Origin of the sequence: Streptomyces sp. ISL-96 (assembly GCF_018614035.1) — a bacterium.
GTDB lineage: Bacteria > Actinomycetota > Actinomycetes > Streptomycetales > Streptomycetaceae > Streptomyces.
The window spans coordinates 161376-175039 of record NZ_JAGGPA010000002.1 but is presented as its reverse complement, the minus strand read 5'-3'; the positions used below and the strand labels follow the sequence as shown (position 1 = coordinate 175039).

General features: G+C 71.0%; 15 protein-coding genes. 10 read left to right on the top strand and 5 right to left on the bottom strand.

The window, feature by feature from the left end; all coding sequences use genetic code 11:
- The 3 genes from J7E96_RS02125 to fdhD all read left to right on the top strand — a co-directional run.
- A partial coding sequence (locus J7E96_RS02125; protein WP_215126776.1) for an NADH-ubiquinone oxidoreductase-F iron-sulfur binding region domain-containing protein occupies positions 1 to 1554 on the top strand: 1554 nt, incomplete at its 5' end.
- A complete protein-coding gene (locus J7E96_RS02120; RefSeq protein WP_215126774.1) occupies positions 1551 to 2411 on the top strand; it encodes a 2Fe-2S iron-sulfur cluster-binding protein in 861 nt (286 codons plus the stop codon). The genes J7E96_RS02125 and J7E96_RS02120, both read left to right, overlap by 4 nt.
- A 5-nt stretch (positions 2412 to 2416) precedes the next feature.
- Positions 2417 to 3256: a formate dehydrogenase accessory sulfurtransferase FdhD gene (gene fdhD / locus J7E96_RS02115; RefSeq protein WP_215126772.1), complete on the top strand. Its 840-nt coding sequence runs from the start codon at positions 2417 to 2419 to the stop codon at positions 3254 to 3256.
- Positions 3257 to 3340: 84 nt separating this feature from the next.
- Here the strand turns inward: fdhD and J7E96_RS02110 are convergent, their stop codons facing one another.
- Entirely contained in the window at positions 3341 to 3754 is a 414-nt protein-coding gene (locus J7E96_RS02110) for a (2Fe-2S) ferredoxin domain-containing protein (RefSeq protein ID WP_215126770.1), read from the bottom strand.
- A gap of 170 nt (positions 3755 to 3924) precedes the next feature.
- Positions 3925 to 4968, bottom strand: a complete 1044-nt coding sequence (locus tag J7E96_RS02105; RefSeq protein ID WP_215126768.1) for a bile acid:sodium symporter family protein — start codon at positions 4966 to 4968, stop codon at positions 3925 to 3927.
- Positions 4969 to 5096: 128 nt separating this feature from the next.
- Here J7E96_RS02105 and J7E96_RS02100 point away from each other — a divergent pair, with 128 nt between their 5' ends.
- The 5 genes from J7E96_RS02100 to J7E96_RS02080 all read left to right on the top strand — a co-directional run bounded on the left by J7E96_RS02100 (position 5097) and on the right by J7E96_RS02080 (position 10238).
- Positions 5097 to 5975: a LysR substrate-binding domain-containing protein gene (locus tag J7E96_RS02100; RefSeq protein ID WP_215126766.1), complete on the top strand. Its 879-nt coding sequence runs from the start codon at positions 5097 to 5099 to the stop codon at positions 5973 to 5975.
- A 302-nt stretch (positions 5976 to 6277) separates the two neighbouring features.
- A complete protein-coding gene (locus J7E96_RS02095; protein WP_215126764.1) occupies positions 6278 to 8077 on the top strand; it encodes a long-chain fatty acid--CoA ligase in 1800 nt (599 codons plus the stop codon).
- Positions 8078 to 8184: 107 nt separating this feature from the next.
- Positions 8185 to 8463, top strand: coding sequence for a hypothetical protein (locus J7E96_RS02090; RefSeq protein WP_215126762.1), 279 nt, complete (start codon positions 8185 to 8187; stop codon positions 8461 to 8463).
- Between the two features lie 352 nt (positions 8464 to 8815).
- Positions 8816 to 9652, top strand: coding sequence for an aldo/keto reductase (locus J7E96_RS02085; protein WP_308295804.1), 837 nt, complete (start codon positions 8816 to 8818; stop codon positions 9650 to 9652).
- Between the two features lie 103 nt (positions 9653 to 9755).
- Entirely contained in the window at positions 9756 to 10238 is a 483-nt protein-coding gene (locus J7E96_RS02080) for an RICIN domain-containing protein (RefSeq protein ID WP_215126759.1), read from the top strand.
- Between the two features lie 22 nt (positions 10239 to 10260).
- Here J7E96_RS02080 and J7E96_RS02075 read toward each other — a convergent pair whose 3' ends face one another.
- Positions 10261 to 11163 carry a trans-aconitate 2-methyltransferase gene (locus J7E96_RS02075; RefSeq protein ID WP_215126757.1) on the bottom strand — a complete coding sequence of 301 codons (903 nt, stop codon included), beginning with the start codon at positions 11161 to 11163 and terminating at the stop codon, positions 10261 to 10263.
- Positions 11164 to 11264: 101 nt separating this feature from the next.
- On the bottom strand, positions 11265 to 12239 hold the full coding sequence (locus tag J7E96_RS02070) for a YafY family protein (RefSeq protein WP_215126754.1): 975 nt from the start codon (positions 12237 to 12239) through the stop codon (positions 11265 to 11267).
- Between the two features lie 62 nt (positions 12240 to 12301).
- Here J7E96_RS02070 and J7E96_RS02065 point away from each other — a divergent pair, with 62 nt between their 5' ends.
- Both J7E96_RS02065 and J7E96_RS02060 read left to right on the top strand, forming a co-directional pair.
- The gene (locus J7E96_RS02065; RefSeq protein ID WP_215126752.1) at positions 12302 to 12781 is read left to right on the top strand and encodes a hypothetical protein; all 480 of its coding nucleotides are present in this window, start codon (positions 12302 to 12304) and stop codon (positions 12779 to 12781) included.
- Positions 12778 to 13242: a DUF1579 family protein gene (locus tag J7E96_RS02060; protein WP_215126750.1), complete on the top strand. Its 465-nt coding sequence runs from the start codon at positions 12778 to 12780 to the stop codon at positions 13240 to 13242. The genes J7E96_RS02065 and J7E96_RS02060 overlap by 4 nt, the downstream gene beginning before the upstream one ends.
- Before the next feature lie 115 nt (positions 13243 to 13357).
- Here the strand turns inward: J7E96_RS02060 and J7E96_RS02055 are convergent, their stop codons facing one another.
- Positions 13358 to 13663, bottom strand: a complete 306-nt coding sequence (locus J7E96_RS02055; RefSeq protein WP_215126748.1) for a 4a-hydroxytetrahydrobiopterin dehydratase — start codon at positions 13661 to 13663, stop codon at positions 13358 to 13360.
- Position 13664: the final 1 nt, after the last annotated feature.

Here is a 13664-nt window from a genome sequence, read left to right as displayed (position 1 = left end):
GACCTGGCCTGCGCGGCACGGGGGGCGGGGGCGGTGTGCGCGGGGCTGGAGGAGCGGGTGGGGGCGGCGGGCTCGGCTGCGGGGGGTGCGGTGTGGCAGCCGAGCCCGTGCCTGGGCCTGTGCGAACGGGCCCCGGCGGCGCTGCTGTTGCAGGCGGGGGTTGCGGAGGACCGGGGGTCGAGGGGGCGGAGCCCCATGGTTACCGCCCCGCGCCCCCGCGCCGCCGCCGTCATCGCCCCGGCCACGGCAGACGCCCTCGCCGAAGCCGTCGCCGCGCCGGAGCACGCACCGCCGGAGCCCGACGCCACCGCCGCCGTACCGCAGGCCGGCGATCCGAACCTCGTACTCCTGCGCCGGATCGGCAGCATCGACCCGTACAGCCTCGACGCCTACCGCGCCGCCGGTGGTTACACCGCCCTGCGCCGCGCCTTCACCCTCGGCCCCGCCGACGTCATCCGGGAGGTGCTCGACGCCGGCCTCGTCGGCCGCGGCGGCGCCGCTTTCCCCACCGGACGGAAATGGGACGCCACCGCCCGGCAGCCCCACCACCCCCACTACCTCGTCTGCAACGCCGACGAGAGCGAGCCCGGCACCTTCAAGGACCGCGTCCTGATGGAGGGCGATCCGTACGCCCTCGTCGAGGCCATGACCATCGCCGGGTACGCCACCGGAGCCCACCAGGGCTACCTCTACCTCCGCGGCGAGTACCCCCGCGCGTACGAACGCCTCGCCCACGCCATCGGCCAGGCCAGGCACCGCGGCCTCCTCGGCCCCGACGTCCTCGGCCACGGCTACGCCTTCGACATCGAGATCCGGCGCGGCGCGGGCGCGTACATCTGCGGCGAGGAGACCGCCATCTTCAACTCGATCGAGGGGCAGCGCGGCGAACCCCGCAGCAAGCCCCCCTTCCCGGTCGAGAAGGGCCTCTTCGGGAAGCCGACCGCCGTCAACAACGTCGAGACGCTGGTCAACGTCCTCCCGATCCTCACCGAAGGGGCCGCCGCGTACGCCCGTACCGGCACCCAATCGTCCACCGGCACCAAACTCTTCTGCGTATCCGGACAGATCGAACGCCCCGGCATCTACGAACTCCCCTTCGGCGCCCGCCTCCGCGACCTCCTCGAACTCGCGGGAGGCCCACCCCCCAACCTCCGCGCCATCCTCCTCGGCGGAGCGGCCGGCGGCTTCGTACGCCCCGACGAACTCGACATCCCTCTCACCTTCGAAGGCACGCGCGCCGCCGGCGCCACCCTCGGCTCGGGAGTCGTCCTCGTCCTCGACGACAGCGTCGAACTGCCCGCAATCCTCCTCCGCATCGCCGAGTTCTTCCGCGACGAGTCGTGCGGCCAGTGCGTGCCCTGCCGGGTCGGGACCGTACGCCAGGAGGAAGCCCTGCACCGGATCAAGGACCGTACGGGCGCTGCCGCCGCCGGCGACATCGCGCTGCTCCGCGAGGTCGGCGGGGCCATGCGGGACGCCTCGATCTGCGGCCTCGGCCAGACCGCGTGGAACGCCGTCGAGTCCGCCATCGACCGCCTGGGAGCCTTCGAATGACCGCGATCCCGCTTCAACCGCCGCGCAGGCTCATCGAGTTCACCCTCGACGGCGCCGCGACCCGCGTCCCCGAGGGCTCGACCATCCTCGACGCCTGCCGGACCGCCGGCAAAGACATCCCGACCCTCTGCCAGGGCGACACCCTCACCCCCAAGAACGCGTGCCGCGTCTGCGTCGTCGAAGTCGAAGGCGCCCGTACGCTCGCACCGGCCTGCTCGCGCCGCGCCGAACCCGACATGATCGTACGTACGGACACCGAGCGCGCCCGGCACAGCCGGAAGATCGTGCTGGAGCTGCTCGCCTCGTCCACCGACCTGTCCACGACACCGCGCGCCGCCGAGTGGATCAAGGAGTACGAGGCGAAGCCCGAACGCTTCGGCCCCGACGCGGCCCGCGTCAACGAACAGCCCAGGATCGACAACGACCTCTACGTCCGCGACTACGACAAATGCATCCTCTGTTACAAGTGCGTGGACGCATGCGGCGAGCAGTGGCAGAACACCTTCGCCATCGCCGTCGCGGGCCGGGGCTTCGACGCCCGCATCTCGGTCGAGCAGGACGCGCCGCTGACGGATTCGGCGTGCGTGTACTGCGGGAACTGCATCGAGGTGTGCCCGACCGGCGCGCTCAGCTTCAAGTCTGAGTTCGACATGCGGGCGGCCGGGACCTGGGACGAGCCGTCCCAGACGGAGACGACGACGGTGTGCGCGTACTGCGGCGTCGGCTGCAACCTCACGCTCCACGTGCAGGACAATGAGATCGTCAAGGTCACCTCGCCGCACGACAACCCGGTGACCCACGGCAACCTCTGCATCAAGGGCCGCTTCGGCTACCAGCACGTACAAAGTCGGGACTGATCATCATGGGACGGGTCACCGAGCGCCGCCGCGTCATCCGCGTCAGGGACGGCGTGGTCACCGCCCGGCCGGACACGCTGGTCGCCGAGGAACCCCTCGAAATCCGGCTGAACGGCAAGCCGCTCGCCATCACGATGCGCACGCCGGGCGACGACTTCGCGCTGGCGGCGGGGTTCCTGGTGAGCGAGGGCGTGCTGGCGGCCGCCGATGACGTGCAGTCGATCGTGTACTGCGCGGGGGCGACGGCGGACGGCGCGAACACGTACAACGTGGTGGACGTGAAGCTCGCGCCCGGTGTGCCCGTCCCCGACATCACCCTTGAGCGCAACGTCTATACGACGTCGTCGTGCGGGCTGTGCGGCAAGGCGAGTCTCGATGCCGTACGCACGACCGCCCGCTTCCCGATCGCCGACACTCCCCCGGTCCGGCTGACGCCCGAGCTGCTTGCCGGTCTGCCCGACCGGCTGCGGGCGGCACAGGAGGTGTTCGACAGGACCGGGGGGCTGCACGCGGCCGCGCTCTTCTCGGAGGCGGGCGAACTGCTCGACGTACGGGAGGACGTCGGCCGGCACAACGCGGTCGACAAGCTGGTGGGCCGGGCACTGCGCGACGGGCGTCTTCCGCTGTCCCGTGCGGTGCTGCTGGTCTCCGGCCGGGCGTCGTTCGAACTCGCCCAGAAGGCGGTGATGGCCGGGATCCCGGTCCTCGCGGCGGTCTCGGCGCCTTCCTCGCTGGCCGTGGACCTGGCGGCCGAGACGGGCCTGACGCTGGTCGGCTTCCTGCGCGGGCCCAACATGAACGTGTACACGGGCGACGAGCGCATCGCCCTGCACTCCGGGGTCTGACGGCGCCCCGCGACACGGGATACGGGCCCGGCCGGCGGGGAGCGCCCCCTGCGCCGGCCGGGCCTCTCCGCCTCAGCGGCGCCGTCAGCGCTTGCCGCGCCGGGCTCGCTGCCTGGCCTCCGCCGGGGGCGGGATGAACTGCAGCGTCAGCGTGGCCGGGGGCTTCGCGATACCGGGGCCGCCGGCCGCGACCCAGGCCAGGATGTCGTCCGTACAGTCGTCGTCCAGTGCCCAGCCGATCCAGGCGGCGCGGCCGCCTCTCCTTCGGCCCTCGGTGGAGGGCTGGACGACCACGACGTTGGCCTGTCCGCACGGGCCGAGGCAGTCGCTGGTACGCACGATCAGCCGCCCGCCGGAAGCGGCGGCCGCGTCGCGCAGGCGGAGCAGCTGGCCGTCGTGGTCCGTACCGGGGTTCTTGCGGGCGTCGCCGCAGCAGCAGCCGCGGCAGACGGTGAGGGCGCAGGGGCGGGGGCCGAAGGGACGTATCTCGGAAGTCACTTGACGATCCTGCCAGGTGCGGTGCGGTTTGCCTGCGGCGCTGTCCCCTACCCGCCCCTTCCCGAAACTGGGGCTCCGCCCCAGACCCCGCTCCTCAAACGCCGGAGGGGGTGAATAGTGCCACGTTGCGGCAACCATCAGCCCGTCCGGCGTTTGAGGACCGCAGGGCCTCACCCCGGCACCGTCACCGAAGGCGCCGACCGCACCGCATCCGCATCCCCCGACCGCCGTTTCGCGATCACCGCGCACACCATCAGCTGCATCTGGTGGAACAACATCAGCGGCAGCACCGCCAGACTCGCCTCCGCCCCGAACAGCACGCTCGCCATCGGCAGCCCCGCCGCCAGCGACTTCTTCGACCCCGCGAACTGGATCGCGATCCGGTCCGCGCGCCCGAAGCCGAGCCGCTTCGCCCCGTACCGGCTCAGCGTCAGCATCGCCGCGAGCAGCACCGCCTCCACCCCCACCAGCGCGCCGAGCCGGCCCGGGCTCACCTGGTGCCAGATGCCCTCGGTCACGCCGTGGCTGAACGCGGTGTAGACGACCAGCAGGATCGAGCCGCGGTCGACATAGCCCAGTGCCTTCTTGTGCCGCACCAGGAACCCGCCGACCCACCGGCGCAGCAGCTGGCCCGCCACGAACGGAACCAGCAGCTGGAGGACGATCTTCAGCACCGAGTCCGCGGAGAAGCCGCCCGCGCTCCCGCCGATCAGCAGCGCCGCGAGCAGCGGAGTCAGGAGGATCCCGACGAGGCTGGAGAAGGAGCCCGCGCAGATCGCCGCCGGCACGTTGCCGCGGGCGATGGAGGTGAAGGCGATCGAGGACTGGATGGTGGAAGGGACCAGGCAGAGGAAGAGGAGGCCGCCGTACAGCTCGGGCGTGAGGACGTACGGGACCAGGCCCTTCGCCGCGAGACCGAGCAGCGGGAAGAGCACGAACGTACAGGCGAGCACCGTGAGGTGCAGCCGCCAGTGGCGCAGGCCGTCGAGCGCCTCACGGGTGGAGAGCCGCGCGCCGTACAGGAAGAACAGCAGGGCGACGGCACCGGTCGAGACCCCGCCCACGGCTTCGGCGGCTGTGCCGGACGCCGGCAGCAGTGTCGCGAGGACGACCGTCCCGATCAGCATCAGGATGTACGGATCGACCGGCAGCCAGGACGGCAACCGAAACCGAAACAGCGGCTGCGACTGCGACTGCGACGTGCGGCGGCTCATTGGCTCCACTTGCTTGCTCTCGGGCAGTACGTGCCCGCTCCATGTTCCTCCTCCGCCGGGCGATCGGGAATCCCGTATACCGCTCTCACTGCCATCATGAATCCCGATGACGGGGGTACGCTCGCCCCATGTACGAGCCCACCCAGCTCCGCACCTTCCTGGCCGTCGCCCAGACCCTCAGCTTCACCCAGGCCGCCCGGCGCCTCGGCCTGCGCCAGTCCACGGTGAGCCAGCACGTACGCCGGCTGGAGGAGGCGACCGGGCGCCGGCTCTTCACCCGTGACACGCACCGGGTGGAACTCACCGAGGACGGCGAGGCGATGCTCGGCTTCGCCCGTACGATCCTGCGCGCCCATGAGCGGGCCGCGGCCTTCTTCACCGGGACCCGCCTGCGCGGGCGGCTGCGTTTCGGCGCCTCGGAGGACTTCGTACTGACCCGGCTCCCGGAGATTCTGGAGGCGTTCCGCCGGGACCATCCCGAGGTCGAGCTGGAGCTGACCGTGGAGCTCTCCGGCACCCTGCACCAGCAGCTGGAAGCGGGCCGCCTCGACCTCGTGCTGGCCAAGCGGCGGCCCGGCGACACCCACGGCGAGCTGGTCTGGCAGTCGACGCTGACGTGGATCGGCGCACCGTCCCTGCGCCTGGACCCCGACCGCCCCGTCCCGCTGATCGTCTTCCCGCCGCCCGGCATCACCCGGGCCCGCGCCCTCGAAGTCCTGGAGGAGGACGGCCGCCCGTGGCGCATCGCCTGTACGAGCGGCAGCCTCAGCGGACTGATCGCGGCGGCCCGCGCCGGCCTCGGCGTCATGCCGCACACCCGGGGCCTGATCCCGCCGGGCCTGGTCCCCGTACCGGCGAAGGCGGGCCTGCCGGAACTCGGCGGCGTGGACTTCGTCCTGCTGCACGGCCGCAGGCGGGCCGCCGCCCAGGACGCGGCGGACGCGCTCGCGGCGGCGATCCTGGCCGGCGGCGACCGCCTGCACCGGCCACCGGTCAGCCGACGATGACGCCCCCGGACAGCACGTCGTGGTCGGACAGTGGTGTCCGGATCAAGGAATCGAGGCCCGTCGGGATTTGCGGAGCGGGCGTACAGATCCCGTGGAGATTCCCGCGCGCCTTACTTACTCCACGGTCAGGAAAGGGCCCGCGCCTTCCCCGTGTGACCGTATTTCACCTGTTGAGCTGTGCATATGCACAGTAGTTCGGATTTCGCGTTCCCCTCCCACGTGCAGAAACCGTGAGGTAGCGTCACGGCGCTGTGCGGAGCGCCACAAGGAGCAGGTCATTGCGCGAGTTCACTGTCCCACCCATGGCGACGGCGCCTCAGGTCGGCGGTCTGGCGGACGTCGTCTTCGATCACGCGGAGGAGGATCCGCACCGCGTCGCGCTCGGGCGCAAGGGCGAGGACGGCCGCTGGCGCGATGTGTCGTCGGGCCGGTTCCGTGACGAGGTGCTGGCCATCGCCAAGGGGCTGCTGGCGCACGGTGTGCGGTTCGGCGACCGTGTCGCGATCATGTCGCGTACGCGCTACGAGTGGACACTTTTCGACTTCGCACTGTGGACCGTCGGCGCCCAGCCCGTGCCGATTTATCCCACCGCCTCCTCCGATCAGGTCTTCTGGACCCTCCACGACGCCGGAGTCACCGCCTGCATGGTCGAGCACGAGGACCACGCGATGACCGTCGGCTCGGTGATCGACCGGCTGCCGATGCTCAAGCGCCTGTGGCAGCTGGACAAGGGGGCGGAGGCGGAGCTGATCCGGGCGGGGGCGCACATCGACGACGACGTGGTGCACCGCCACCGGCGGGCGGTGACGCCGGATTCCGTGGCGACGGTGATCTACACGTCGGGGACCACGGGGCGGTCCAAGGGGTGCGTGATCACGCACGCCAATTTCATGTACGAGTCCGACACCGTCCTGGGCCGCTGGGAGTCGGTGTTCCACTCCAAGCCGGGCGACGAGGCGGCGACGCTGCTGTTCCTGCCGCTCGCCCATGTCTTCGGGCGGATGGTCGAGGTCGCGGCGGTGCGGGGGCGGGTCAAGCTCGGGCACCAGCCGGTGCTGGCGGCGCATGCGCTGATGCCGGACCTGGTCGCTTTCCGGCCCACGTTCATCCTGGCCGTGCCGTACATCTTCGAGAAGGTCTACAGCGGTGCCCGGCGCAAGGCGGAAGCGGCCGGAAAGGCCGGGGCGTTCGACAAGGCCGTCGAGGTGGCGGTGCGGTACGCCGAGGCGCAGGAGCACCGCGCGTTCGGCACCGGGCCCGGGCCCTCCCCCGCGCTGCGGCTCCAGCACCAGTTCTTCGAGAAGGCCGTGTACGCGAAGGTACGCGAGGCCATGGGCGGGCGCGTGCGGCACGCGATGTCCGGCGGTTCCGCGATGTCGCGGCGGCTCGGCCTGTTCTTCGCGGGCGCGGGCGTGACGATCTTCGAGGGGTACGGGCTCACCGAGTCGACGGCGGCCGCCACCGCCAACCCGCCCGAGCGCACCCGCTTCGGCACGGTCGGGCTGCCGCTGCCCGGCACGACCGTGCGTATCGCGGACGACGGCGAGATCTGGCTGCACGGCGGCCAGATCTTCTCCGGGTATCTGAACGATCCGAGGGCCACAGACGCCGTACTGCGCGACGGCTGGCTGGCCACGGGTGACATCGGGGCGCTGGACGAGGACGGCTATCTGACGATCACCGGGCGGAAGAAGGAGATCCTGGTGACGTTGAGCGGCAAGAGCGTGTCGCCCACCGGGCTGGAGGAACGGATCCGGTCGCATCCGCTGGTGGCCCAGTGCATCGTCGTCGGCAACGACAGGCCGTACATCGCGGCCCTCGTCACGCTCGACCAGGAGGCCGTGGACCACTGGCTCCAGATGCGCGACAAACCGCCGCTGAACGCGGCCGACCTGGTGCGGGATCCCGATCTGGAGATGGAGGTACGGCGCGCGGTCGTGGCCGCGAACACGCTGGTCTCCCAGGCCGAGTCGATCCGTACGTTCCGGATACTGGCCCACCAGTTCAGCGAGGAGCAGGGGCTGCTGACCCCCTCGCTCAAACTCAAGCGCAGGGCGATCGAGGCGGCGTACGCGGTGGAGGTCGACGCCCTGTACCGGTGACGACCGGCGTAAACACCCAACCGGCGGCCTGGCATTTGTTGTGCAACGGTAGATCGGAACGTTCCGGGGGGTCGTGTGAAAGCGCAACGAACTGAACGGAGCACGCCATGGTCATCAAGAAGCTGCACGACATGGGCATGCGCAGCGAGCACGCCTACACCGCCGCCCTCGCCTCCATCGGCCTCACCGTCGCCGTATGGGCCGGGTCACTGAAGTTGGAGCCCGGCACCGGGCTTGCCCGCGCCGACCGGTGGGGGCTGTTCGTCGGCGAGTGGGCGCCCACGTTCTTCGGGCTCGGCCTCGCCCTGTCCCACTACGAGCAGCACGACGGCACCCTCACCTCCACCGGCGCCGACGTGCGGGACCTCCACCGCAACGTGGGATAGCACCCGCTCCACGCGGGACAAGGGGGAGGGCCGAGCACGCCCCGGCCCTCCCCGCAGGGAGGCCGGAAGGGGGCGGCGCGTCCGCCCAGGGGAAGGGCGACGGCGTCTCCGATCACCACACCGCCCTGCCCGCATCGTCGGGAAAGGAAGGGGAGCAACTGACCGTCGCCATATGGCACTCGGCGGCCGTCGTCCTCGCCCTCGGCTCGGTTTCTCGCGAGGGCGGCGCCACGCGGGTGCGACAGAACCCCGCCGTCCGTGACGCATATCTCGGGACCGTCGCGGGAATGCACCGGGGCACTTGATCGTTGACGCTGGGAGTACCAACCGACGACGTAAGGATCGATCGCTCGTGAGCAAGGCCCCCACCCTCACTCTGAACAACGGCGTCGAGATGCCCCAGCTCGGCTTCGGCGTATGGCAAGTGCCTGACGACGAGGCCGAGAAGGCCGTCGGCACCGCGATCCAGGCCGGGTACCGATCCATCGACACCGCCGCGATCTACGAGAACGAGACCGGCACCGGGAAGGCCATCGCCGCCTCCGGTGTCGCCCGCGACGAGCTGTTCATCACGACAAAGCTCTGGAATTCCGAACAGGGTTTCGACTCCACGCTGCGCGCCTTCGACAACTCGCTGGCGAAGCTCGGCCTCGACTACGTCGACCTGTACCTGATCCACTGGCCGCTGCCGTCCAAGGACGCGTACGTGGACACGTACAAGGCCTTCGAGAAGATCTACGCGGACGGACGCGCCAAGGCGATCGGCGTCTCCAACTTCCTCCCCGAGCACCTTGAGCGCCTGATCGGCGAGACCTCGGTCGTCCCGGCGGTCAACCAGATCGAGCTCCACCCGCAGCTTCAGCAGGAGGCCTCCCGCGCCTTCCACGCCAAGCACGGCATCGCGACCGAGGCCTGGTCGCCGCTCGGCCAGGGCAAGGGGCTGCTGGAGGTCCCCACGGTGGTCGCGGTGGCCCGCAAGCACGGGAAGACCCCGGCTCAGGCGGTGCTGCGCTGGCACCTCCAGACCGGCAATGTCGTGATCCCCAAGTCCGTGACCCCGTCCCGGATCGAGGAGAACCTCGACGTCTTCGACTTCGAGCTGGACGCAGACGACCTGGCGGCGTTCGCCGCGCTCGACGAGGGCAGGCGCCTCGGCCCCGACCCGGCGACCTTCGACTTCGGCGCCTGACAACCTGACACAGCACGGGCCAACCGGTTCGGCCCGGTTGGCGCCGTTTCGCCACTCGCGACCGCCGTCCTCAATGCCCCAACTGCCTGAAGGAGTACGGAACATGAGCGGGGGCGTCGCCCAGCAGCCGCAGCCCATCCAGGAAGGCCCGTACCGGCTGCGCAATGTCGGCAGCGGGCTGCTGCTCGAGGTGTACGGCGGCCACAAGGGCAGCGGCGCCAACGTCCAGCAGGGCAAGGACACCGGCGCACCCGCGCAGCAGTGGGAGGTGTCGGCGGTGCACAGCGGCGGCGGCCTCTACCACCTGGTGAACGCCGCCAGCGGCAAGCGGCTCGACGTGGCCGGGGCCTCCACCGAGAACGGCGCCAACATCCAGCAGTGGAAGGCCAACAACTTCGGCGCCCAGGAGTGGATCGTCGAACAGCACCTGGACGCACCGGGCACGGTCACGCTGATCAGTTACGTCAGCGGGCTGCTGCTCGAAGTGGCGGACGGCAGCATGGACGACGGCGCGAATGTACGGCAGTGGGAGGACACCGACTCACCCGGCCAGTGGTGGCAGTTGGAGCCGGTGTTCAACCCGTAGGCCGCAGGGTCCGCCCGGCTGCTCAGGCGGGGCGGTGCGCGATGTGCAGCGTGCGCGCCTGCAGCATGAAAACGTCGGGGCGCTGAGCCAGGCCGGCCGGGTCCCGCGCGTCCAGCAGCCGCTCCAGCGTCGCCACGTCGTCGTCGGCGAGACGATCGGCGGAGACCTCGCGCTGCCGCGCGAAGGTCTCGACGACCAGCTCACGCGCCGCGGCCGGCAGCGGGGCCGGCAGGTCGAGCAGGAAGGAGCGGCTGCCGCCCGGGGTCAGCCCGGCGGCGGCCAGCAGCGCACTCCAGTCCTCCACCTCGGGCTTCGCGCCGGGCAGCGCCTCCCGCATCTCGGTGAACCACTCGCTCCGCGCGGCCTCCAGCCGCGCCTCCAGGCCCGGCCTGCCGATCCCGAAGTCGCGGGGCAGGTGGCGCGGGGCCAGGCCGCCCTCGAACAGGGCCACCGTCCCGCCGGGGCGCAGCAGCCCGGCGAAGCCGGTGAGGGCCGCGCGCTGGTCGCCGACGTGGTGCAGGGAGTTGGCGGCCCAGACCAGGTCGGCCTCGCCCAAGGAGCCGAGCTCGTCGGGCACTTCGGCGACGAGAGTACGTACCCTCTCCCCCAGGCCGGAGCGCTCCGCCCGCGCCCGGGCACGCTCAAGGAGCGCCGGCGTACCGTCGACGGCCACGATCTCCGCGTCCGGGAATGCCTCGGCGAGCATGCAGGTGATGAGTCCGGGGCCGCTGCCGATGTCCAGGACGCGGCGTACGCCCTGCGGCGCCCGGACGCGCTCGGCGATCCAGGCCGCGGCCTGCTCGTACACGGGACGGTTCACCTCGGCCTCGTGCTCCAGGTGGGTGCCGAGCGCGTCCCAGTCGAAGTCGGTGGAATGGTGGCTGCCGTGATGGTGGCTGTGGGTGTGCCTGTGGCTGTCAGTCATGCCTCCACCTTCAGGCCAGACCGTTCCGGCGGCAAACCTTGTTGCCGGTCCGGCAAACCCACCCCGCCGCTCCGGTACTCCCGCGGGTCTGAATGCCGCGCTCAGGGCGCCCCAGCGGCGTAAAGGGCGCCGAGCTCGCGCGCCGTCTGCCGCAGGCGCTCGCGCAGCTCGGCCGGTTCCAGGACCTCGATCTCCGCCCCGAGTCCGAGGAACTGCGCGTGCGCGTGGTCGGTGGTCTCGATGGGCAGTACGGCCCGTATCCAGTCACCGGCCGGTTCCGGTCTTCCGGTGGCGGCCACGGCCGCGGCGGCGGCTCCGGTGAGCCGGCCGACCCCGCTCGGCGAGATCCGTACGACCGCTTCGGCGCGGTGCAGCCGGGCCCGGAAATCCACCTGGTACTGCCGCCAGTACTCGGCCAGGTCGAAATCCTCGGGCAGTTCGTGCTCGAACTCCTCGTCCAGGACGTGGAGTTGGAGGATTTGGTCGATCCGGTACGTTCGTGGACCCGGGCCGCCCGCGACGACGTACCAGCGGCCCGCCTTCAGGACCAGGCCGTACGGTTCGAGGCGGCGGTCGACGTCGGTCGGCTCCTTCCACCTTCGGTAGCGCACGGCGAGCACCGTGCCGTTCCACACGGCGTCCGCGACCTGCGCCAGATACGGCACGGGGTCGTCCTCGGCGTACCACCCGGGCGCGTCGAGGTGGAAGCGGCCCTGCATCCGGTCCACGTGTCCGCGCAGCTCTGCGGGGAGCGCCGCCCGCAGCTTCAGCTGGGCGGCGGCAAGGACGGACCCGAGGCCGAGTTCGGCGGCGGGACCTGGGATGCCCGAGAGGAACAGCGCCTCGGCCTCGCCGGTGGTGAGGCCGGTGAGCCGGGTGCGGTAGCCCGCGAGGAGCTGGTAGCCACCGGCGTGTCCGGCGTCGCCGTACAGGGGGACTCCCGCGGCGTGCAGCGCCTCGACGTCGCGGTAGACGGTACGTACCGACACCTCCAGCTCTTCGGCGAGCCGGGCAGCGGTCATCCGGCCCCGGGTCTGGAGCAGCAGCAGGATCTGGACGAGTCGGCTCGCACGCATGCCGGAAGTCTCGCGCACTCCACTGACAGTGGATGTCAGTGAAGCGGTCCTACCTTCCTGCCATGCCCTTTACGGAGAAGCTCCTGACAGTGCCGCCACCCCTCGAAATCGGTGGCCGCCGCATCAAGCGCTACCACGTCACCGCAGACCCCGCCGGAATCGATCCCCGGGTCGAGAAGGCCGCGTACGCGATCCTCCCGGACCTGCTGCCGGAGCCCGACGGCACACCGCCGGCCACGTTCGTCGTCCTGCACCGCGGCGGGGACAGCGGGGCGTACCTCAACGCGTACAGCTGGGTGTGGGACAACGTCCTGCACTTCGGCGGCGCGGCGGCCGGCCAGCCCGCCCTGGGCTGCCCCGACCTGGACCCCACCCACTTCATCAGGCCGGCTTCCCCCTGGATCGGCTGCGTGTGGGAGCTGCCGCCGATTTTGCACGAACGCGACGCGTGGGTACGCCACATGCTCGCCCCGCCCGTCCCCGATCTCGACGCGTACATCGCCGACTCCCTCCCCGAGGGCACCACAGGAGACCGCTCGTGAACGACTTCGACTTCTTCAACGGCGAGTGGAACGTCCACAACCGCATCCTCACGGACTTCCTCGACCCGGACAGCGGCTGGTCGGAATTCGAAGGCAGCACGCGCGTGCAGCCACTCTTCGGCGGCGCCGCGCAGGTGGACGAGATCACCTTTCCCAGCCGGGGCTTTTCCGGACTCACCCTCCGCCTCTACGACCAGGAGCGCGAGGAGTGGACGCTGAACTGGGTGAACAGCCGCACCGGCCGCCTGGAACCGCCCGTGACCGGCCGGTTCGGCGCGGACGGGCGCGGCGTCTTCGTGGGCGACGACACGTGCGGCGGCAAGGACATACGGATCCGCTTCGTCTGGTCGGGCATCAGCGCCACCACGGCCCGCTGGGAGCAGGCCTTCTCCGCCGACGGCGAGAAGACGTGGCTGACCAACTGGGTCATGGATTTCACCCGCCGGGCGTCCCCCGAGTGATCTTGTGCAGGCCAGGCAGCCGGTAGCGCGGGGCGGGTATGGGGACGCCGCCGCGCGTGGCGTCGTACACGGTCGCTTCGGTGTCGTAGTCCAGCGTGCGTGGCCCAGCCGGCGCTCAGCTCGCTCCGTGTGCCGGCGCGATGTCCTCGACCCGGCGCGCGAGCTCGAAGTCGAGGTCGGTGACGGCCCCTCCCGCGCTGTGTGTGTTCACGGTCAGCGCCACACTGTTGTAACCGAGCGTCAGGTCGGAATGGTGGTCCAGCTCGTCCTGGATCCCGGCCACGTGGACGACCAGCGCGGCGGCCGCGAAGTGCGAGCCGAGGCGGTACGTACGGGCGATCCGGCTGTCGTCCAGCGACCAGCCGGGGAGTTCGCGGAGACGGTCCTCGATCTCCTTCTGCGACAGCGGCTCAGTGGCCATG

Excerpts from the sequence above, each read along its gene's own strand:
- fdhD (WP_215126772.1), top strand. The coding sequence starts at position 2,417 with ATGGGACGGGTCACCGAGCGCCGCCGCGTCATCCGCGTCAGGGACGGC.
- J7E96_RS02080 (WP_215126759.1), top strand. The coding sequence starts at position 9,756 with ATGAGCGGGGGCGTCGCCCAGCAGCCGCAGCCCATCCAGGAAGGCCCG.
- J7E96_RS02065 (WP_215126752.1), top strand. The coding sequence starts at position 12,302 with ATGCCCTTTACGGAGAAGCTCCTGACAGTGCCGCCACCCCTCGAAATC.
- J7E96_RS02055 (WP_215126748.1), bottom strand. The coding sequence starts at position 13,663 with ATGGCCACTGAGCCGCTGTCGCAGAAGGAGATCGAGGACCGTCTCCGC.
- J7E96_RS02075 (WP_215126757.1), bottom strand. The coding sequence starts at position 11,163 with ATGACTGACAGCCACAGGCACACCCACAGCCACCATCACGGCAGCCAC.
- J7E96_RS02100 (WP_215126766.1), top strand. The coding sequence starts at position 5,097 with ATGTACGAGCCCACCCAGCTCCGCACCTTCCTGGCCGTCGCCCAGACC.
- J7E96_RS02120 (WP_215126774.1), top strand. The coding sequence starts at position 1,551 with ATGACCGCGATCCCGCTTCAACCGCCGCGCAGGCTCATCGAGTTCACC.
- J7E96_RS02095 (WP_215126764.1), top strand. The coding sequence starts at position 6,278 with ATGGCGACGGCGCCTCAGGTCGGCGGTCTGGCGGACGTCGTCTTCGAT.
- J7E96_RS02070 (WP_215126754.1), bottom strand. The coding sequence starts at position 12,239 with ATGCGTGCGAGCCGACTCGTCCAGATCCTGCTGCTGCTCCAGACCCGG.
- J7E96_RS02105 (WP_215126768.1), bottom strand. The coding sequence starts at position 4,968 with ATGAGCCGCCGCACGTCGCAGTCGCAGTCGCAGCCGCTGTTTCGGTTT.
- J7E96_RS02090 (WP_215126762.1), top strand. The coding sequence starts at position 8,185 with ATGGTCATCAAGAAGCTGCACGACATGGGCATGCGCAGCGAGCACGCC.